Annotated in this window: 18 protein-coding genes; 4 read left to right on the plus strand and 14 right to left on the minus strand. The window is 60.1% G+C overall.

Going from position 1 to position 20,195, the window contains the following annotated elements:
- Positions 1 to 18: 18 nt before the first annotated feature.
- The 7 genes from glgA to R1A29_RS12910 all read right to left on the minus strand — a co-directional run bounded on the left by glgA (position 19) and on the right by R1A29_RS12910 (position 7,242).
- Positions 19 to 1,605, minus strand: a complete 1,587-nt coding sequence (glgA, locus tag R1A29_RS12880) for a glycogen synthase GlgA (RefSeq protein WP_085708204.1) — start codon at positions 1,603 to 1,605, stop codon at positions 19 to 21.
- A gap of 528 nt (positions 1,606 to 2,133) precedes the next feature.
- Positions 2,134 to 3,087 (minus strand): D-2-hydroxyacid dehydrogenase family protein, encoded by a 954-nt coding sequence (locus R1A29_RS12885; RefSeq protein ID WP_438301750.1) that lies wholly within the window; start codon positions 3,085 to 3,087, stop codon positions 2,134 to 2,136.
- 13 nt (positions 3,088 to 3,100) lie between these two features.
- The gene (locus tag R1A29_RS12890) at positions 3,101 to 4,126 is read right to left on the minus strand and encodes an alpha/beta fold hydrolase (RefSeq protein WP_438301751.1); all 1,026 of its coding nucleotides are present in this window, start codon (positions 4,124 to 4,126) and stop codon (positions 3,101 to 3,103) included.
- Positions 4,127 to 4,211: 85 nt separating this feature from the next.
- Positions 4,212 to 4,646, minus strand: coding sequence for a YqaA family protein (locus tag R1A29_RS12895; RefSeq protein ID WP_438301752.1), 435 nt, complete (start codon positions 4,644 to 4,646; stop codon positions 4,212 to 4,214).
- Complete coding sequence (locus R1A29_RS12900) at positions 4,646 to 5,092, minus strand: DUF411 domain-containing protein (protein WP_438301753.1); 447 nt, start codon at positions 5,090 to 5,092, stop codon at positions 4,646 to 4,648. Before R1A29_RS12900 ends, R1A29_RS12895 begins: the two co-directional genes overlap by 1 nt.
- Positions 5,093 to 5,249: 157 nt before the next feature.
- The gene (locus R1A29_RS12905; RefSeq protein WP_438302042.1) at positions 5,250 to 6,401 is read right to left on the minus strand and encodes a methyl-accepting chemotaxis protein; all 1,152 of its coding nucleotides are present in this window, start codon (positions 6,399 to 6,401) and stop codon (positions 5,250 to 5,252) included.
- 52 nt (positions 6,402 to 6,453) lie between these two features.
- Complete coding sequence (locus tag R1A29_RS12910) at positions 6,454 to 7,242, minus strand: hypothetical protein (RefSeq protein WP_438301754.1); 789 nt, start codon at positions 7,240 to 7,242, stop codon at positions 6,454 to 6,456.
- Between the two features lie 375 nt (positions 7,243 to 7,617).
- On the opposite strand from R1A29_RS12910, the gene R1A29_RS12915 reads away from it, so the two are divergent.
- Entirely contained in the window at positions 7,618 to 8,151 is a 534-nt protein-coding gene (locus R1A29_RS12915; RefSeq protein WP_438301755.1) for a hypothetical protein, read from the plus strand.
- A 37-nt stretch (positions 8,152 to 8,188) separates the two neighbouring features.
- Here the strand turns inward: R1A29_RS12915 and R1A29_RS12920 are convergent, their stop codons facing one another.
- From R1A29_RS12920 to R1A29_RS12940, 5 genes are read right to left on the minus strand one after another with little or no spacing between them, the layout of a single operon-like run.
- Positions 8,189 to 9,109 carry a GNAT family N-acetyltransferase gene (locus tag R1A29_RS12920; RefSeq protein ID WP_438301756.1) on the minus strand — a complete coding sequence of 307 codons (921 nt, stop codon included), beginning with the start codon at positions 9,107 to 9,109 and terminating at the stop codon, positions 8,189 to 8,191.
- The gene (locus R1A29_RS12925) at positions 9,109 to 10,398 is read right to left on the minus strand and encodes a phenylacetate--CoA ligase family protein (protein WP_438301757.1); all 1,290 of its coding nucleotides are present in this window, start codon (positions 10,396 to 10,398) and stop codon (positions 9,109 to 9,111) included. The genes R1A29_RS12920 and R1A29_RS12925 overlap by 1 nt, the downstream gene beginning before the upstream one ends.
- Entirely contained in the window at positions 10,382 to 12,832 is a 2,451-nt protein-coding gene (locus tag R1A29_RS12930) for an acyl-CoA reductase (protein ID WP_438301758.1), read from the minus strand. The genes R1A29_RS12925 and R1A29_RS12930 overlap by 17 nt, the downstream gene beginning before the upstream one ends.
- A 1-nt stretch (position 12,833) precedes the next feature.
- The gene (locus R1A29_RS12935; RefSeq protein ID WP_438301759.1) at positions 12,834 to 13,970 is read right to left on the minus strand and encodes an acyl-protein synthase; all 1,137 of its coding nucleotides are present in this window, start codon (positions 13,968 to 13,970) and stop codon (positions 12,834 to 12,836) included.
- 12 nt (positions 13,971 to 13,982) lie between these two features.
- Positions 13,983 to 15,236 (minus strand): MFS transporter, encoded by a 1,254-nt coding sequence (locus tag R1A29_RS12940; protein WP_438301760.1) that lies wholly within the window; start codon positions 15,234 to 15,236, stop codon positions 13,983 to 13,985.
- Positions 15,237 to 15,408: 172 nt separating this feature from the next.
- Here R1A29_RS12940 and R1A29_RS12945 point away from each other — a divergent pair, with 172 nt between their 5' ends.
- Positions 15,409 to 15,657 (plus strand): hypothetical protein, encoded by a 249-nt coding sequence (locus R1A29_RS12945; protein ID WP_438302108.1) that lies wholly within the window; start codon positions 15,409 to 15,411, stop codon positions 15,655 to 15,657.
- 136 nt (positions 15,658 to 15,793) lie between these two features.
- Positions 15,794 to 15,982, plus strand: a complete 189-nt coding sequence (locus R1A29_RS12950; protein ID WP_085708192.1) for a hypothetical protein — start codon at positions 15,794 to 15,796, stop codon at positions 15,980 to 15,982.
- 18 nt (positions 15,983 to 16,000) lie between these two features.
- Here R1A29_RS12950 and R1A29_RS12955 read toward each other — a convergent pair whose 3' ends face one another.
- Positions 16,001 to 16,378 (minus strand): fe2+ zn2+ uptake regulation protein, encoded by a 378-nt coding sequence (locus tag R1A29_RS12955; protein ID WP_119426197.1) that lies wholly within the window; start codon positions 16,376 to 16,378, stop codon positions 16,001 to 16,003.
- A 298-nt stretch (positions 16,379 to 16,676) separates the two neighbouring features.
- Between R1A29_RS12955 and pvdQ the strand changes: the two genes are divergently transcribed.
- A complete protein-coding gene (pvdQ, locus tag R1A29_RS12960) occupies positions 16,677 to 19,019 on the plus strand; it encodes a bifunctional acylase PvdQ (protein ID WP_438301761.1) in 2,343 nt (780 codons plus the stop codon).
- Positions 19,020 to 19,076: 57 nt separating this feature from the next.
- On the opposite strand, the gene R1A29_RS12965 is transcribed toward pvdQ, so the two are convergent.
- On the minus strand, positions 19,077 to 20,078 hold the full coding sequence (locus tag R1A29_RS12965; protein WP_438301762.1) for a FecR family protein: 1,002 nt from the start codon (positions 20,076 to 20,078) through the stop codon (positions 19,077 to 19,079).
- Positions 20,079 to 20,195: the final 117 nt, after the last annotated feature.

The following is a 20,195-nucleotide window of genomic DNA, read 5'->3' on the forward strand; positions in this document are numbered from 1 at the left end:
CGTTGACAACCTCCCTGGTTATTTGTGGTGCGTTTTACCCAGCGCCTTGGCCACCAGTTGTTCGTAGAGTTCGGCGTAGGGTTCGACGGCCTGGCACCAGTTGAACGGTGCCGCCATCGCCCGGCAACGCATGGCGTGCAGCAGGTCCGGAAAGGCAAACACTTTGAAGGCTCGGCTCAGTGCTTCGCGGTAGCTGTCGGCCGTGGACTCGTTGAACAGGAACCCGGTGACGCCGTTTTCGATGGTGTCAGCCAGCCCGCCGGTGTTGCGTGCTACCGGCAACGAGCCGAAACGTTGGGCGTACATCTGGCTCAAACCGCAAGGTTCGTAACGCGAAGGCATCAGCAGGAAATCGCTGCCGGCGAACATCCGTCGGGCGTCGGTTTCATTGAAGCCGATGCGCACGCCGATCTGGCCGGGAAAGCGCAGGGCCAGTTCGCGCATGGCCTGTTCTTCTTCGGGTTCGCCACGTCCGATGATCGCGATCTGGCCACCGTTCTGCACGATGTATTCCGACACCGCTTCGGTCAGGTCCAGGCCTTTCTGATAGACCAGCCGTGACACCACAGCAAACAGCGGGCCTTCCGAGTCTTTCAGGCCGAACAGTTCGCGCACATGGGCGGCGTTGATCGCTTTGCCTTCCCAGTCACCGATGGCAAACGGCGCGAACAGGTGCGGATCGGTGGCGGCGTCCCAGCTCTCGTCGATGCCGTTGGGAATGCCGCTGAGCAAGCCTTGCTGGGTCTTGGCGGCGAGAAAACCGTCGAGACCGCAGCCGAAATCCGGGGTGGTGATTTCCTGCGCGTAGGTGGCGCTGACCGTGGTGATGTGGCTCGAATAGGCCATGCCGGCCTTGAGGAACGACATCTTGCCGTAGAACTCCATGCCTTCCTGTTGCAGGGCATGGGCGGGAATCCCGAGTTCCGGGCACGAACCGAGGCTGGTCACGCCTTGATAGGCGAGGTTGTGAATGGTGAACAGGGTCGGCGTGCGTTGCCCGCGCCAGTGCATGTAGGCAGGCGCCAGCCCGGCCGGCCAGTCGTGGGCGTGCACCAGATCCGGGCACCAGTGGATTTGTGCGAGGTTGGCGGCGATATCGGCAGCGGCCAGGCCTAGGCGGGCAAAGCGGATGTGGTTGTCGGGCCAGTCGCGACCGTTGTTGGCACCGTAAGGGCCGCCGTCGCGGGCATAGAGTTCAGGGCAGATCAATACATAAATGACCAGACCGTCAGGCATGTCCATGCGTCCGATTTTGCAGGGCGGCAGCGCGGCATGGCCGCCCAGTTCACCGATGATATGAATCGGATTCTCGCTGTTCATCACTTGCGGGTAACCGGGGATCAGCACCCGGACATCATGCAGATGCGCCATGGCGCGGGGCAGGGCGGCAGAAACGTCACCAAGACCACCGGTCTTCACCAGATCGGCAATTTCCGAGGTCACGAACAACACTTTCTTCTTGTTGGGATTCTGACTGGCTACCGGTGCCAGCGTCCTGGTGCCCGGGACGTTGATCGACCGGCTGCCGGGAACGCTTGCGGTGCTCGACTCGCCGACCGGCTGGTGAGCACGCTCTCCCTGAATATCCAATGCCGCACTGATCATATGAATCTCCCGTTTTGTTGATCTGATTCTTGTCTTGAACAAGCGATGTCCATGGCCAAATCCTGTGGCCGGGCGCAAACGCGCCACGCATCGGTGAGCAAACGCTACCCAACACGCGCAAGCAGAATGGGTGAAGAGGCCGTTGCAAGGAATGAACCAGTCGCTTTGGCCCTGTCTTTCAGATGACCCGTCGCGATCAGCAAAAGTTTCGACAAAATTTCCGTGTTGTGACCGGTCGGTTTTGCCTCGCGAAAACCAGTCTAGGCCAGATCCTAGAGCGGGCCAGGGCAATCGGACGAATTGTTCGACAATGTGTTGCAGGGCCACGGAAACCGTGGCTTTGAGCGGGGCATCGCACCGACGAAGTGCAGGTTTGAAGGGGCGAACGGTGCAAAACAGTGACCGGTCGGTCACGTTTTCGGGCGCAAGGAACGTGCTGATGCACTGTTGCGGTGCGGACAGTTGTGTTGGCAGGCGGGCAGCGGGTGCTGCTTCACGGGCATGAGCTGCCCGCGAAGCAGGCTTGGATTAATTCAGCAGACGGATCGGTTCTCCCGCCGACCAGGCCTGAATGTCCTCGATCATCTGCGAAAAGAACTGTTCATAGTTCTGCCGGCTGACGTACCCGACATGAGGTGTGGCCAGTACATTCTCAAGCGTGCGAAACGGGTGCAGCGCCGGCAGCGGTTCTTCATCGAACACATCCAGCGCTGCACCACCAATGCGCTGTTTCTGCAAGGCCTTGATCAGCGCTGTTTCGTCGACAATCGGCCCGCGCGCCGTGTTGACCAGCAGTGCGGTCGGTTTCATCCAGTCCAGCGCCCGGGCATCGACCAATCCCCGGCTGCGGTCGCTGAGCACCAGGTGCACCGACAGCACGTCGGCCTGTTCGAACAATTGCTGCTTGCTGACATAGGTGACGCCGGCCTGTTCGGCGCGCTCGGCGGTGAGGTTTTCACTCCATGCAATGACGCGCATGCCGAACACCTGACCGAATTGCGCGACCCGTTGGCCGATGCTGCCGAGCCCGAGAATGCCAAGGGTCTTGCCATGCAGGTCGCCGCCAAGGCCTTGCTGCCATTGACCGGCGCGCAAGGCGTTGGCTTCGTTCACCAGATTGCGGGTGGCGGCCATGATCAGCGCCCAGGTCAGTTCCGGTGCGGCATGTTTGTAGCTGTCGGTGCCGCAGACCTTGATTCCGAGCCGGGCGGCGGCGGGCATGTCCAGCGCAGCGTTGCGCATGCCGCCGGTGACCAGCAATTTGAGGTTCGGCAAACGCTTGAGCAGGTCTTCATCGAAACGCGTGCGTTCGCGCATCACGCAAATCACCTCGAACCGGCCCAAGCGCTCGGCCAGTGTGGCGTTGTCCGCCGGGTACTCATGAACAAAGGTCACTTCGCCGAGACTGTCCAGCACCGACCAGTCGACCACGTTTCGCGCCACGTCCTGCCAGTCATCGATCACTGCAATCTGCACCGCCATCAGCCTTGACTCCTCAACGAACGGGATTGGTTTTGTTCAGCCAGCCGAGCAGCGCCTGATGGAACTGCGCCGGTTCTTCCATCTGCGGGGCGTGGCCCAGGCCGGGGAATTCCACCAGCGTGGACTGTGGAATCAGCTTGGCGACCTGCTTGCCCAGCACCTCGTAGTGGCCGATTTTCGCTTTCACCTCGGGTGGCGCAATGTCCTTGCCGATGGCCGTGGTGTCGGACGTGCCGATCAGCAACAGGGTCGGCATCTTCAAGTCCTTGAACTCGTAGTACACCGGCTGGGTGAAGATCATGTCGTAGATCAGCGCCGAGTTCCATGCGACCTGAGTCTTGCCCGAACCATTGCTCAGGCCGGCGAGCATGTCCACCCAGCGGTCGAATTCGGGTTTCCAGCGACCGTCGTAATAAGTGCTGCGCTCATAGTCGCGGATACCCTGAGCGGTAACTTTCAGTTCGCGCTGATACCACTGGTCAACGCTGCGATACGGCACGCCGAGGGCTTTCCAGTCTTCCAGGCCGATCGGATTGACCAGTGCCAGTTGCTCGACCTGATCCGGGTATTGCAGGGCGTAGCGGGTGGCCAGCATGCCGCCGGTGGAATGACCGAGGAGAGTGGCTTTCTGGATGCCCAGCGCCTTGAGCAATTGCTGGGTGTTGGCCGCCAGTTGCTGGAACGTGTACTGGTAATGATCGGGTTTGCTGGAGGTACAGAAACCGATCTGATCCGGGGCGACCACCCGATAACCTGCCTCGCTCAGGGCCTGGATCGAACTGTCCCAGGTCGCGCCGCAGAAATTCTTGCCGTGCATCAGCACCACGGTGCGTCCGTTGGCCTTGCCGTGGGCGGCGACGTCCATGTAACCCATCTGCAGAGACTGGCCCTGGGACTGAAAGGCAAAGTGCTTGAGGGTATAGGGATAATCGAAACCCTGCAGTTCCGGGCCGTATTGCGCGCCTTCGGCATGGGCGAACAGGGGCAGGGCAGCGGTCAACAGCAGGCCGGGCAGCCAGCGGGTCAGCGACACAGACATGGGACAACTCCACAGGAAATCGGCCGATGCTGGAACGGCCGGATTAGGGCGACGTTAAACACAGGCAATGCCCGCGCCCGATCGTTCAACCGAGCCAGCCCAGGGTGAGCATGGCCAGCACGCCGTAACGGGCGCCTTTGGCCAGGGTGACGATCAACAGGAATCTCCCGAGCGGTTCGCGCATGACCCCGGCGATCAGTGTCAGGGGGTCGCCGATGACCGGCAGCCAGCTGAGCAGCAGCGACCAGTGACCATAGCGCTGATAGTGCGCACGGGCGCGGGCCATGTGCTTCGGGTTGACCGGAAACCAGCGCCGATCCTGAAACCGTTCCAGTCCTCGTCCCAGCCACCAGTTGACCAGCGAACCGAGGACATTGCCCAGGGTCGCCACGGCCAGCAGCCCCCAGAGCCAGTAACGATCGCTGACCAGCAGCCCGACCAGCACCGCTTCCGATTGCAGCGGCAACAGCGTCGCCGCGCCAAATGCAGCGAAGAACAGCCCGAGATAACCCGCCGTCATCAATGGGCCGGGTAATCCGCCACCACCACATCGGCACCGTCCTTCTTCAGGCCGATCACTTGGTACGCATCGCTCATGCCGTCCATTTCCATCCCCGGCGAGCCCATCGGCATGCCCGGAGCAGCCACGCCAACCAGATCGTCACGTTTGCTCAGGGCCAGCACCTGCTCTGCAGGCACGTGGCCTTCGACGAATTTGCCGTTGATGATTGCGGTGTGGCAGGACGCGAGACGTGGGGGCACACCGTGTTGTTGCTTGAAGCTGCTCATGTCGCTTTCGACGTGATCTTCGACCTTGAAGCCGTTGGCTTCCAGATGGCTGATCCACTTCTTGCAGCAGCCACAGTTGGCGTCGCGGTGGACTTCGATCGGAATGAGGTCGGCGGCTTGCGCCAGGGAGGAAAGGAGCAGGGCGCTCAGGGCGGCCAGACGCAGAGGGTTTTTCATGCAGGGTTCTCGACTCGGGTGACGGTCAAAAAGAACGCATTTTGACCGGTTTTTCCGACCGGGCATCAACGGAGTGTTTCCAGTTGATACAAGGCAGGCTGTCAGCATGATCGTAGATCAACGCTGACAGCCTCCTGAGCGCAAGATGACAAATCCGTCAGCGGACCTTGAACCGTCCCATGATCGCGCTCACCCGGCCGTTGGCTTCCAGCAGCTGGCGGGTATTGGTTTCACTGGCCTGGCCGCTTTGTACCAGCTCATCCACCATGTGCCGGATCTGTACCATGCTCCGGTTGATCTCCTCGGTAACGGCGCTCTGCTGTTCGGCGGCGGTGGCGATCTGGGCGCTGACGCTGTTGATATGGCTGACGGAGCCGGCCATGTCATCGAGCCCGCTGGTGACGCGGGCGGTGGCGTCGGCGGCGGACTGGCAACTGGCCTGGGTGTTTTCCATGGCGCTGACCGACGAGCTCACGCCCTGAGTCAGGCGGGCCAGCATTTCGTTGATCTCCGAGGTGCTGGCCTGGGTCCGGGCGGCGAGGGCGCGTACCTCGTCGGCCACCACCGCGAAACCGCGACCCTGTTCACCGGCGCGGGCGGCTTCGATGGCGGCGTTCAATGCCAGCAGGTTGGTCTGCCCGGCAATTGCCCCGATCACACCGAGGATCTCGGTAATGCGCTGGGCGTCCTGCTGCATGTTTTCGACTTTGTGGGTGGCGCTGGCCACTTCATCAATCAGCGCCACGACGCTGCTGGTGGCTTCGCCCACCACGACCCGCGAACGGTCGGCGTTTTCGTTGGCACGTTGGGTAAACGCAGCGGTTTCGGCAGCATTCTGCGCGACGCTTTCGGCGGTCGAACTCATCTCGTTGATGGCGGTGACGGTCTGGTCGGTTTCCGAGGCATGGCGCAGCAGGATCTGGCTGGTGTGTGCCGAGGTGCGTTGCAGGTTGTCGAGGCTCGAAGCCATTGCGCCGGTGGCCTGGGTGACTTCGCCGATCATGTTCTGCAGATAGGCGATGAAGGTGTTGACCGAGTGACCGATCGCACCGAGTTCGTCTTCGGCACGGATGGTGATGCGGCGGGTCAGATCGGCATCGCCGCTGGACAGCGAATCGATATTGGCCTTGAGCGCTTTCATGCGCGCAACCAGTTGGCGGATCGCGTAGACCTGCAACAACACCAGCAGGATCACCAACGGAATCTGCAACAGGCTGAGACTGCTGAGTACGTCGTCACGTTGCGCAGTAAGCATTTTGGTCGGCAGCGCAGTGGCGAGAAACCACGGCGTGCCTTCGATCGGACGCATGAAGAATGTGCTGGCTTCACCGTTGTTGTCGAATTCGACACGCTGCGCTTGATCACGATTCTGCAGGCCAGCCTTGACCTGGCTGGCGAAGGTCGAACCGGCGGCCAGTTCGCTGATGTTCTTCAACACGATCGGGCCGCTGATGCGCGAGCTGTTGCTGATGATCTTGCCGTCGGCTTCGACGATCAGCATTTCGGCGTTGAGGTCTTTTTCCTTGCGCGCCACCAGATCGTTGAAGAAGCCCAGGGTCACGTCGATGGTCGATACGCCCCAGGCGCTGCCGTTTTTTCTGGATGGCCATGGCGCAGTTGGTGCGCGGCTCGGCGCTCGCATCATCTTTATAGGCAGCGGCCCAGGCGCATTGACCGCGCGGGGTCTGCATACCGCCCTTGTACCAGCTCTGGTCGTAGTAGTTGGGTGCGGCGTCGCTGTTCCAGAAGGTGTTCACGGCGAGTTTGCCGGAACTGTCACGGTGCCAGAAGGTACTGAATTTGTTGCGTCCCGCCTCACGCTGGCCGGGCAACGGCCAGATACCGCCGCCGAACACCTTCAATTCGCCGTACTGATCCACCAGCCCCGGCAGCACGGTATCGATGGCGGCGCTGTCGAGCAGTGGAATGGTCTGGGTGATGCTGCGTTGCTGCGACTGAACCTTGTTCAGTTCGCCCTGGATCTGTTCGGCGACTTCGGCGATGCGGTTGAGCACCACTTGCTCTTCGGTATGCCGCAGCTTGGGGGCGACCAGTTGGCTGATACCCACCACGGTCAGGACCGACAGCAACAGGATGAACAGAACCAGAAACAACGTGTAGCGAGCCTGAATGGTACGGAATGCGGGCATGGAGACCGGTCCTTCGTTTCTTGTTAGGGGCAAGGAGCAAAACAGTAGGGGTATCCCTTACGTATCGTCGTTGCGAGAGGAAGCTTTAGGTACTCACGTACTAAAAAGTGTTGAAACAAAGATCGGCAAGTAACAGGCTCGACACATTCAAACTCACCAGCCCGTTCGTTAGAGTAAAAAGTCGATTCAAACTGTTCCGGCAAAAACGCTCTGGCCCAAGGTCTGTTGGGATCGGACTGCTTTGTATCGAGAATGTACAAAAGTTGTAAAAAAATGAAAAACAGATTGGTGCCATCAATTTGCCGGCCGATACTCCGGGCAACTCAAGACGTTCCACAAGGATATTTTCATGTTCTCTTCGCAAGGAGCACGCTCATGACCATTGGCTACACCGGCGCGTGGCAGGCCAAGACAGGTTTGCTGGTTCGAGATACAGGTAGTTCGGGCAAACCGGTTTCTCAAAGCGTAAAGGTCAAGCAGATGCTGGCCTTGGTCGGCAACGACCCCACCGTTCTCAATACGGCGGAAATGGACAAGCAGCGTTTGCACAAGAACATCAAGGGGTTCGATCCGGAAAACGTCTCTGCCAAGCAATTGGGCAAACTGAGCGACTTCCTGCGCAGTCGGGGCCTTATTTCAGAAGTGACCTCGATGACGTTGCTCAATGCCGGCGACAAGTTCGACCGCTTCGGCGTTCAGAAAGACCCGGATGCCAAGTTCAATGCGTTGGAATATTTCGCCACGCAACTGGACACCATCCAGAACAACAATCTGAAAGGCAACAAATACGCCAACGGGCTGATTCCCGAGTACAAGAAAGCTATTTACGTGCTGCAAAACCTGAAGGTCTATGGACAGGGCGGCGACCGTCCGCCACCGTCCGATAAAGGTGTCAGCGCCAAGGCATGACCCTGCAACGACAAGCCCCCGATAAGGGGGCTTGTCGTTATCGTGCCACGCTTTCTGACTTCCGTTGCAGGTCATCGTGCAGCCGCTGCATGTGCGGGCAAGTCAACGTCAGCGGGGGAGGTTTTGCGCCGCGGTGAAACAACGCCAGCCATCCTGCACCTCGCTCATCCGGCGCCAGTCCGGTGAACACGAAACCCGCCGTCGTCAGCGCGTGCCAAGCGCTATCAAACCCCTGCGCCAGCCTCAGCCGGATTGAAATGAGCCAATGCGCCGGCAGTTCCTGCAACTGCTTGAGCAAACAGCTATCAAGTGCCTTGAAAGTCCCTTCATATCGATCCCACCGCTGTTCAAGATGCGCCGGTTCGCCCACCCATGGCGCGGCCTTTTCCTGCGTCCCGAACACACTGCACATCTGCTGCATGAACTCTCGACAGCTGTCGGGCCATGCCAGGGCTGGAAGCGGACGCCGGTTTCCATCGATGGGCAGGTACCCGATGACGAGCGACTCCCGTGCCGAGGCGTCATGCGGAGACGGGACACCGTCGGGCAGCCATCCCGTATTGTGAAAGCCGAGGCCGGTTGCCATGCGCTGGGTGTAGGGGTGACAGGTCACCTGCTTGATCGTCACGCCCCGACATCCCAGCGTCTCGGCATCGATCAACAGTTGCCGCGCCAGCCGGGTGGCAACATTCTGGCCGCGGGTTTCGGAGGCAACCACGCTGAGCGCCAGTTCGGCGACAGGCGAGTCCTCGGCGCGAAGCAATGTCGCGTTCCCCAGCACTTGATCTCCGGTCACCGCTACCCGTGAGTGCCAGCGGCCTTGCGCATGGTTGCGGTCGATCATGCAGGGCAGATAGACGTGGGCCTGGGCGTAGAGGTCGCCATAGATTTTGCGAAACAGCATGCTCACGGCTTTTGCGTCGCTGGTGCGGTAGTTCCGCAGCGTTACGCTTTCCATCAGCTAAGCGCCGCGGGAGGACTGTTGTAGACCCGCAGGTCCAGCACGCGCTGACGCTTGCCTGAGCGTGGGTGGCGTGAAAGGTCTTGAACAGTGCAACAATCAATCTGTAAATCCAGCAGATGATCAGCGTTCAATTGCGAAATTAACGGATAGCGTTCGATCAACGCGCTGCGCAGCATCCGCTCTGATTCCACCGGCGCGGGTCGCACTGCATCCGGAGCCCATTTCAGGGTCAGGATGTCTTTTGTCCCGCTCTGCTCGATCACCAGTTGCCAGTCGTCACTGCGGGTCACGTGTTGTACGGCATTGCCAATTTCATCAGGCAGTAACGTCAGAATGCCCACCCGGACTCGCTGGCTGTCGGCGCTACGGCCCATCAATGCGAATTTGCGTGCGGGGGTTTGCTCAACCTCTCGCCAGCAGGCGCGGTCACCGACCGGGTAGCGAATCAACGGCATCAACCGTCGGGTGAGATTGGTCATCACCAGGCGTCCGGTGCGACCGCATTCCTCGATCACTTCGCCGGTCTGCTCGTCGAGGATTTCCAGCACGCTGTGACCCTGAGGCATTCGATGTTCACCCAATGCGCAGTCGAAATGGCTGGCGCCGATGAAGCCGGCGTCGACACTCGCGTATCCCATGGACGCAACCCGCACATTGGGGAATACCCGACCCAGCAGTTGCAACTGTGCCGGGAACAGGCTTTCACCGGCGTAGAGCAGGGAATCGACGCACTTCAGCCGGCGTCCCTGGCGCTCCAGCCATGCAGCAAAGGACAGCAAATGCGCGGGTAAACCTGCCAGCACATTGATCCGGTGCCGGATAATCGCCTCGGCCAGGACGGCCGAATCGACGTGGCCGGTGAAAGGGAACTCCACGATGCCTGGCTGTACATGGGCCAGAGCGTCGTGGGTAAAGATGAAACTGGCATACAGGTCACCGACGAAAAACAGGTTGGCGACCCGGTCACCCTTGTTCAACCGACCCTTGAGGCTGCCCGCGAAATCTTCCACCAGCGTTTGCCATTCGCGGCGCTCGAAGACCGACAGCTTGCCATCGCCGGTCGTCCCGCCGGTTTTGAACACCAATGCGTTATCCAGACCTGCGGTCAGCACTGGCCAGTGGTCGAGGTCGTGGCTGCCTTTCCAGTACTGCGCAGGGTCAATGACCGGCAGTTCGGACAGCGACGTTACCTGCTCGGGCACGTCGCTGAAGTGGCTGGCGTAAAAGCTGGAATGCTGACGCGCAAAAGCCACCAGCTCTTGCCAATCAGTTACTGGCTTCATGGTGTGCTCCTTGCAGAACGGAGGACGCGCGAACTCTCCGGTTATCGATCAGCAGCGGCGTCTTGCCGCTGTGTTTGTTTCGGGTGAAACCGTCGATGGCGCACATTTGTGCCTCTACCGTCAGCAGCCCGGTCTGCACGAGGGTGGCCAGCGTCGGGTAGCCCAGCAATCGTTCATGCACCTTGTGGGGTTCGAGCGCACTTCGGAATTTCATGCATTCGAGTCCGTCGGGAGCATGTTCAAGGACCACCTGGAATTCGCTCTGCAGGTGCTGCGCCAGCACCGAAAAACAGATGAAATCGGTACCGATGCGCACCAGCCGGCCGTGGCGCTGAAGCAATTCGAACCGGGGCGTCGTCAGGCCACATCCACACTCTCCGGGCACCCAGCGACCGCTGTCGCCGACGTCATAACGCTGCACGTTCTGACCTTGCCGTTCGATGGACGTGAACACCAGGCGTCCGGTTTCGGTGCCATGGACGGGACGATCGTCCTCGAACTCGACAATTTCCAGGTGCTGGATATCGCTCAAAAGATGAAACACACCATCGTCGGTGGCTGAGCACGCATGACCGAGCGGGCCGGCATCGACACTGCCGTAAATCGCCGAGCGGATCAGGCTGACACCGCACTCTTGCAGCAACTGGCGGCTCTGTTCACCGAGGTGCTCGCCGCCCACAAATATTTTTTCGACCCCGCCATAGGCGCGCAGACGCACTTGTTCGTTGAGGAACAAGCGATGCAGGGTGCTCGGCATGCCGATCAGCGTGTTGACCCGCTGATCGACGATCAATTGCGCAATCTCCCGGTAGTCGTCATCGGCCGGGGCACCCATCGGCAGGTGTGTGACGTCCAGTTGCTCCAGCACTTTGGAGAAGCTGAAAAAACCGCCATACAGACCGCCGCTGAAAAAAAGGTTCATCACTCGGTCCCGGCTCGGATCGAGTCCGGCTGCAAACAGACCGTCGGCCGTAGCGCGCATCTGCCGGTGGAAATCGCGATAACTGAAACCCGAGAGCGCCGGTACGCCGCCGCTGCCACCGGAGCGGAAATACAACTGGGCTGCAGGGTTGATCGGGCGAGCGATAAAATCTTCCTTGCTCATGATCGGCAGGTTCGTCACGCAGGGTTCAGTGGCTGCACCGTCAAGTGAAGCGTGAGAGGGCAGTTGTGTCGACGACAGGCTTGCCGAGACTCGCCGGCTCAGGCGCTGCAAGGCATAGACGCCGTCATGGGGTTCGCCTTCGTAGCCATCGTGAATCGCCGACATCGGGGCAATCCGGGTGACTCCGGCGGCGATCAGGTTCCGTGAAAGCGCTGCAATCTGCTGTTCCGGGCAAATCAGAGCGCAGCTTTGCAGCACGTTTCGCCATGGCAGCAACGTCTCGATCAGCCGTGCGTGCGGCAGTGGCTTGAGTAGCAGGCTGCGAAACAACGGTGAGGGCTGCAATTGCAGATCGTGGGTCCAGATCACCCGCCAGCCCGATGTTGCCCAGACCTCGCCAGCCACCTCGGTGAAACTGTGTGCGAGCCGGGCCATGGCCGTATCGGTGGTGATTTGCGAGGCTTCCTGGAGGGTTGGCGGCAATGGCGGCCATTGCCCCGCACGGCGTTCGAATGCTTCGGACAGCCGTAAACCGATTTCGCGCAGTACGGCTGGATCGTCGCTGTCCACGAGCAACCATTGCGGACTGGAGCAGGCTTGCTGATCGAGTCGGCAGACTTCATCCGCCACGTCATCCAGTGTCTGTGGCGAGACGGCGTCCGGGGTCAGATAAACGAAGCTGATGCGATGTCCCCAATCGATCCAGCGGCACCCGGCGGGGATCTGCTCACGGATCGCTCGCAGCGCCGACTCGCCACCCCAGGCCGAGACGCCGTTGGCCCATTGGCACAACTGGCCGATTTGCGCGGTAGTCGCCGGAACGACAGCGACGTGCCCGGCCAATTGGCCGCTGGGGTCGCATTGCGTCAGGGCATGGAGCAATTGCGCGGTCAGGCCGTTGTCGCTGCTGCTGGGGCGTAGCCAGTTGACGTTGCCGGCCAGCAGACTCTCGACCACCGCACAGAACGCCAGGAGTGTAGCGTTGCCGGGAGTGATGTGAACCACCAGGCCCAAGGGGCTCCAGCACTCGAAGCGTGGTTGGCGATAGTCGAAACGCCGCAGCGCAGCAGGTTGATCGCCCAGCTCACGTTCGAGCTTGCGCAGCAGCCCTTGAGGCTGGCAGAACTCGATCAGCGACTGACGTTGTTCGGCATCGAGTGGCAGGGCCGGAGCGTTGCTGCTCAAGCGGACGGCAAACGCGGCCGCTGCACGGATAACTGTCTCGCTGTGCAAGGGCAGGTTCAGGCGTAATGGCAGCGTCTGGTGCAGTTGATCCAGCGCGGCATCAAGGCTGAATTCATCGTGAAGTTGTCCATTGATCAAGTACATATCAGTGCCTCCCCAGGAGTTCGGAAGCCGCCAAGGCGCAGCTTCTGCCGGAAGTGGTAGCGGCACGGCCATGCAGTTCGAACCAGTCGCTGACCAAACCGCAGCCACAGCTTGCGCCGGGGTGCAGAGTGATCAGGTCGCTCATGACGACTGCATGGGCCGGGCTTGAGGAAATGTAGGGCGAGACCGCACTCAGCAGCCCCGGCCGGTCATAAGGCAAAACGGAGAAATCCGATGGGTTGCGCACAAATACCTTCGAATAGACGGGAACATGGAAATGATGGTGAGCGCACTCGAAGTAAGGCACCGGGTGCTCGACCGCGCCGTAGCCGTCGCGGCAACGGGACGGTTCGATCCCGAGTTGGTGATGGATACGCTCGTACAAATGCTGGCGAGGGATTTCCTGCGCCGCACTGGTTTTCCAGCCGCCGCCAAACAGCGCCAGCGAGTTCGCTGCCAATTGCAGGTTCGCCACTCCGGTGGCCTGCATGCGTTGAAGGGTCTGCCAGAGAAACGCCGGGAAACCGATGATCCTCACCGGCAGGCCTTCTTCGGCAAATGACTGCAAGGCCGAGATGACGCCGAAGCCGTCAAACTCGTGTCCGCCTCCGGTTCGTCGCAAGGCATAGGCCACACGGTTGACCGGCGCGAACCGGCACAGGAACTGATCGGTGAACGACGTGCCCAGGGTGATGCTGGCTTCGGGTTCGTAACTTAGCAGCAAGTAGTTGCACGGCGTTTGCGGACTGACCCAGCCGTAGTGGTGGAAAATTCGCTCGACCATGTTTTGCGCGGCCCCCAGGCTGCGCTCGTCATAACGCATGCGGCTCTTCTGACCACTGGTGCCGGATGATGTCAGTTCCAGTGCCTGTGCACCGGTCGGGCTCAGCAGTTGTTGTTGTTGTTGTTTGAAAAAACTGGCGAAGATCGGCGGCAGTCTCGACCAGTCGTCGAGGCTGTCCAGGTCTGCGGCTGCCAACCCGTTGGCATTGATCCAGCGTTCATAACCGGGCGTGTGCTCGCAATGAAAACGGCTGATTTCGGCCATGGCTCGATCGAAAAGCCCTGTCGGCACGGAATCCGGACAATAGGGTTGCGTCAACGCACAGAGTGCGTCGCTATGGGGGAAATGGAGCATCAGGCGTCCTTGTTATTGATGTGGCGAGGAAGCGGTTTCTGCCGAGGCGTTTCGTAGAAACCGGTACAGGAGGGGCAGGCTCAGCAGCCCGCCCACGGCCGCCCAGAGGGCGAAGGATTCGAGGCAGGCACCGCCGCCGATGGCCGCGATGAGTGAACCGCCGGTGCCCATCACGGCAATCGAGATCATGCCCACGGCTGCCGAGACCAACCCCTTGCTGTCATCGCTGGAAAACAGCGCCAGCCGATACAGCACGGCATTGCTGATGCCCAGTCCAACCGCATACAGCGTGAGGCCGGCAATCAGCAAACCGAGGGATACGCCGATCAACGCGCCAGCCAGCAAGGTCAGCAACCCGAGGCAAAACGGCCAGAGTGCGAGGCGAATCAATTGCGGCAGCTTGCGTGAGGGCAGCAGTCGGTCAAGGATCAGATTGCCGACAATGACCGCCGAAAAGATGGGGATCTGCCACAGCGCGTACTCTCGCGTCGACAAGCCAAGCCACTGGATCAGCAACAGTGGCGCGAGCCCGATCCAGGCAATCAGCGGCAGGCTCATCAGCCCGAGCGAAAGGCTCGCGCCAAGAAACTCGGAGTTGCGCAGCAGCGCCAGGTAGCGACGACGGGTCTTTCGCCAGGACAGCGGAACGGGGGCCTGTTGGCCGCCATCGCGGCGAACCACTCCGATGGTTTCCGGCAGGCAGGTGTAGAGCCCGATCCACGCGATGGCGGCAGCCAGCCCCAGGGCGAGGAACAGGTCGCGCCAGCTCATCCACTCCAGCAACAGGCTGCCGAGCAGTGGACCCAGCAACGGTGACAGCAGCGCGATATTTCCGAGTAGCGCCATAAGCCGCACGGCATCCGCTTCAGAGAAGACTTCCTGGAGTGCGGGATAACTGACAGCGACCACGAACCCCAGCCCCATGCCTTGCAGCAGCCGTAATGCATTGAACACTTCAATGCCGGGGGTAACGATCGCCGCCGCGCAGGTCACTGCGAAGAGCGCGCAGCCAATGAGCAACACGGGGCGGCGGCCAAACCGGTCGGACAGTGGCCCGATCAGCCATTGCAGGCAGACGCCTCCAATCAGGTACAGGTTGAACGCATTGGGGATATGCCGTGGGTCGGCGTCGAGGTCTTCGGTGACGATGAGCATGGCCGGCATGATCATGTCGCTGGCCATATAGGTCAGCCACTCGAACAGCGTGATGGCCAGACAGAAGCCAAGTGTTTTTAGCGGGGGGATATCGATGAGTGTTCTTTGCATGCGCTTCCATGGCCTTCAAGTGGGGACGCGAAGGCTAGAGGCGAGAAGGGCAGGTGTTCTATGTCATAGATGTGACGGTGTATGTCACCAGTTTGCACAATTTTGCGGAGGGCAAATGTCCTATTGTGCGTGGCGAAATGTCCTACATTTTGACGGGGAGGAATTACGGAAAATGCCCACATCCTCGTGGGCATTTTTCATGGGCATTCAATCAAATGTTGCATTTGAAGAGACGATTTTCAGTGCTCTTGCGATGTCGGATTTATCGATGTTGGTAGTAACCAGGGCCTCCGCCGTAGTAGCGATGATCGCCATGCCAGCCGCCGTGGGGGAAAATGATACAGCCGCTCAGCGTGAGCAGCGCCAATACAGGAATCAGCCAGGTGATTCGACGCAGCATTTCAAAAGTCCTCATGGTTAACGCCGTATGGAGTCAAAACTCTTCATCGGCTGTAACATGTGACCCCGTTTGCAGCGGCGCATCCCCGTGACACGGTATGCCCATGGCATGAAAGCCGATACAAACCCGATACATTTCAAAGTTTCAGGAATTCGCAATGACTCAGTCGCAACGTTTGAAATACTCGATTCTGATCGCCCTTACCGTGCTGGCGATCATGTTCGGCCTGTCCTGGTTGCAGAACGCCGGGATGATCAGCCAAAAAGTGTTCCAGTACATCGCCATTGGCGTGGCGGTGGTCGTGGTGGTGATCAACGGTGTGATGCGCCGCAAGGTCAAACCCTGACGGCGCTCGAGAAGGGAATCAATCGCTGTTGAGGACGGCGGCAGCCTGTGGATGCAGGCTGTAGCTCTTGTCGGCATTGAAGGTGATCACACCTTCGGCGCACAGGCGCTTCAAGACTTCGCGTACGCTGAGAAAGGACAGCGGAATGCCCAGTTCCAGCAATTGGCTGTGGACACCGCGCACACCCAGGCTGCGCTCGCTCTCGGCGGCGACCAGAAGGGCATCAATGACTTTCAGGCGAATCAGGCTGGTGCGCAGGCCGAAGCTCTTGAGCAGCAGGCGAATACGTTCATTGCCGTGGCGCTCGACTCGTGGTCCGAATACGCCGGCGTGCGAACCCATGGAAGCTCCTTGTGGTGCCTGGCTACCGTCCGATGGTAGTTGCGGGTTGTACATGCGATTACTCCTTTTCAGAGCCTGATCAGGAAGGGTTTCTGGTGCTCTCTCTAAACAAGACGTATCAGCCCGACAAATCATGAAGCGAAAAATGTAGAAAATTTGTCGTTGATTCGTCTTTTCCGCGTGATCAGGGCTTTAAACGGTCCGGTAATCCCCTAAATTTTTTTTCATCGGTTTCGTTTCCCGGTCAGGCTCATTGCGCGTGGACGCGTGGGTGTTTTCCGGAGCGGATCCGCTGCCCCTCAAAGTTCTGCACGCGTGGATCCGCTCTCAGGCATTTCGATCAGGAGCGAGCGTGATTATTTCCAGGCAGTTAACCGGGCTGACCCTTGCCGGCATGTTTCTCGGGCTGAGTCTGTCGGCGCATGCGTTCAGTCCATCCGCCCAGGCCGGCGCCGACATTCGTCGCACGGGATTTGGCGTACCGCACATCCGCGCTGAAAACGAACGTGGCCTCGGATTTGGCATCGGTTATGCCTATGCGCAAGACAATCTGTGCCTGCTGGCCAACGAGATCGTCACGGTCAATGGTGAGCGGTCGCGCTACTTCGGGCCTGATCAATTGACGGTCGAAGAGCGCGAGAACCGCGTCAGTGACGTGTTCTTCCAATGGCTCAATACCCCTCAAGCAGTCAGTGCCTTTTGGCAGGCGCAACCGGTCGAAGTGCACGATCTGGTGGAGGGTTATGCCGCCGGCTACAACCGCTATCTGGCCGAGCGTCGCCAGCAAGGGCTGCCGCAACAGTGCCAGGGCGAGTGGGTGCGTGATATCGCGGCCGAGGACCTGGTGAAGCTGACGCGTCGGCTGCTGGTCGAGGGCGGCGTCGGTCAGTTCGCCGAGGCACTGGCCGGCGCCACGCCGCCGCAAGCCACTGCACAAAACCCGAGTCACGCCCGCGCCTATGACCTGGCCGCCACGCGCCTGCAACGTTTCGCCCTGGATCGCGGCAGCAATGCGGTGGCCGTGGGCAGCGAGCGTTCTTTCAATGGTCGCGGAATGTTGCTGGCGAACCCGCATTTTCCGTGGGTCGGCGGCATGCGTTTCTATCAGATGCACCTGACCATTCCCGGCAAACTGGATGTGATGGGCGCAGCATTGCCGGGTCTGCCGATGATCAATATCGGTTTCAACCAGCACCTGGCCTGGACTCACACCGTTGACTCGTCCAAACACTTCACCCTGTATCGCCTGCAACTCGATCCGAAGGATCCGACCCGCTATGTGCTCGATGGCAAATCACTGCCGTTGAACAAGCAGACGGTGACGGTGCAGGTCAAACAGGCGGACGGGCAAGTGACGCCGGTATCGCGTGATATCTACAGTTCGCAGTTCGGCCCGATCGTGCAGTGGCCGGGCAAGCTCGACTGGGACAACCAGTACGCCTACAGCCTGCGCGATGCCAACCTCGACAATGATCGTGTGCTGACGCAGTGGTACTCGATGAACCGCGCCGCCAATCTCAAGGACCTGCAGGATTCGGTGCACAAGATCCAGGGCATCCCGTGGGTCAACACCCTGGCGGTGGATGACAAGGGGCAGACGCTGTACATGAACCTGTCAGTGGTGCCGAACGTCAGCGCCGACAAACTGGCCAAGTGCAGCGATCCGCGTATCGGCCTGCAAATGATCGTCCTCGACGGCTCCAACAGTGACTGCGCCTGGGACATCGATCCACAAGCGGCACAGAAGGGAATCTTTGCATCCAGCCAATTGCCGCAACTGTTGCGCAAGGACTTTGTCCAGCACTCCAACGATTCGGCCTGGTTGGCCAACCCGGCACAACCGCTGACCGGTTTTTCTCCGCTGATCAGCCAACAGGGCCAGCCACTGGGCTTGCGTTCACGGTTTGCATTGGATCGTCTGGCGAGCCTTGGCAAAAAAGGGCCGGTTTCGGTGCAGGACCTGCAACATATGGTGATGGACGATCAGGTTTATCTGGCCAGTCAGGTGCTGCCGGATCTGTTGCAGTTCTGTGGTTCGCCGGCTGCTGCCGAGACCGTATTGACATCAGTGTGTACCAGTCTCAAGGCCTGGGACGGTCGGGCGAGCCTGGATTCGGGAATGGGTCTGGTGCATTTCCAGAACATCATGCAAGCCTTGCAGGAAACTCCGGATATCTGGCGCGTGGCATTCGATCCAAAAGACGCGCAGCACACCCCGCGCGGACTGGCGACAGAAAAAACCGAAGTGGCCAAGGTGCTGCGCGAGGCGATGCTGGCGTCAGCCGAGTCGGCCGGCAAAATGGGGCTGACAGCGCAAACCCGTTGGGGCGATGTCCAGGTCGTCAGCAGCGGCGGTCAGCAGACGCCGATCCATGGCGGGCCGGGCACGCTCGGCATCTACAACGCAATCCAGAGCGTGCCGCGTGAGGACGGCAAGCTCGAAGTGGTCAGTGGGACGAGCTATCTGCAAGTGGTGACGTTCGACGACAAGGGGCCGCACGCTCAAGGCTTGCTGGCGTTTTCGTTGTCCAGTGATCCGGCGTCGAAATACTCCCGCGATCAGACCGAGGCGTTCTCGAACAAACAGTGGAGCGTGTTGCCGTTCACCGAACAGCAGATCAAGGCCGATCCGCAGTATCAAGTGCAGCGGGTAAGTGAAGAGATGGATAAAACGGGGAACGTGGCGGCGCAATAGTCCGTCGCCACGCTGTCGCAACAAACACGGAAGGCCGCTCCCTCACAGGAGCGGCCTTCAGCTTTTTGGTGGCTGTTGAGGCATCGGATTGATCACCGGGTTGCCGTCCTTGTTGCGGGTGATGAACACCGGCAGGACCTTGGGCATCGAGCTGGCGAAGCTGTTCAGCTCCTTGACGTTGTAGATGCCGCCGACCCGGATCGAGCCGGTGGCGCTGTCGGCCAGCATCAGCGGTTTGTCCAGGTAACGGTTGATCAGCGGCAAGGCCTCGTTCAGGGACAGGTTGTCGAGCACGAGTTTACCGCTACGCCAGGCCAGCGAGGTGTCGCCGGCATAGGTCTGGCTGATTTGCGGCATGTAGTCACCGTGCTTGTAGCGAGCCTGCATCGCGGGTCCCAGGCGCAGGCCGTCACCGGACAACTGAGTATTGCTGGTGACCAGCACCGAACCTTCGACCAGATTGACCTTTACCTGGTCTTCATACATCCAGACATTGAAACGAGTACCGGTAACGCGAATCCTGCCCTCGGCCGCCTTCACGATGAACGGGTGGCTCAGGTCGTGGCTGACCTCAAAGAAAGCCTCGCCCTTTTTCAGGGTAACCCGACGCTCGTCCTTGTAATTGCTGAAGGTCAGATCGGTATTGAGGTTCAACTCGACCTGGCTGCCATCATCCAGAGTCACATGGCGAACATTGTCGGTGGCCGCGAAGTGCTGATAGCTGCTGGGCAGCCAGCCAAGGTTCCAGCCAGTCCAGGCAGCCAGTGGCAGCGCCAGCGCACAAACGGAGGCTGCTACCGCATATTGACGCCAGGTCCGGGGTGGCTGACTGATCGGTACGACCACCGCGGGCTCGGGACGCGGCAAGTGTTCGGCGACATCCCAGATTTCCAGCATGGCCTCGTATTCGAAGGCATGAAGCGGGTGCGCATCGCGCCATTGTTCGAATGCGAGCCGTTCCTCGGCGGTGCAGTCGACGGCGTGCAGACGCATGCACCAGTGCGCGGCGGCATCGGTGATCGCATCGTATTCGGCTTCGGAAAGGGTGTTCTGGGTCATTGACTCGTCCTGATTTGCTGCATTCTAACCTTGACGGGAAGGTGGCGAGAACCGCCGTCATGGCTATTTCCCATCAATGAGGAGCTGTTTTCTCCGTCATACCCCTGTAACACAGGA

Source organism: Pseudomonas sp. NMS19W (assembly GCF_051554255.1).
In the GTDB taxonomy this organism is placed as follows: domain Bacteria; phylum Pseudomonadota; class Gammaproteobacteria; order Pseudomonadales; family Pseudomonadaceae; genus Aquipseudomonas; species Aquipseudomonas kribbensis.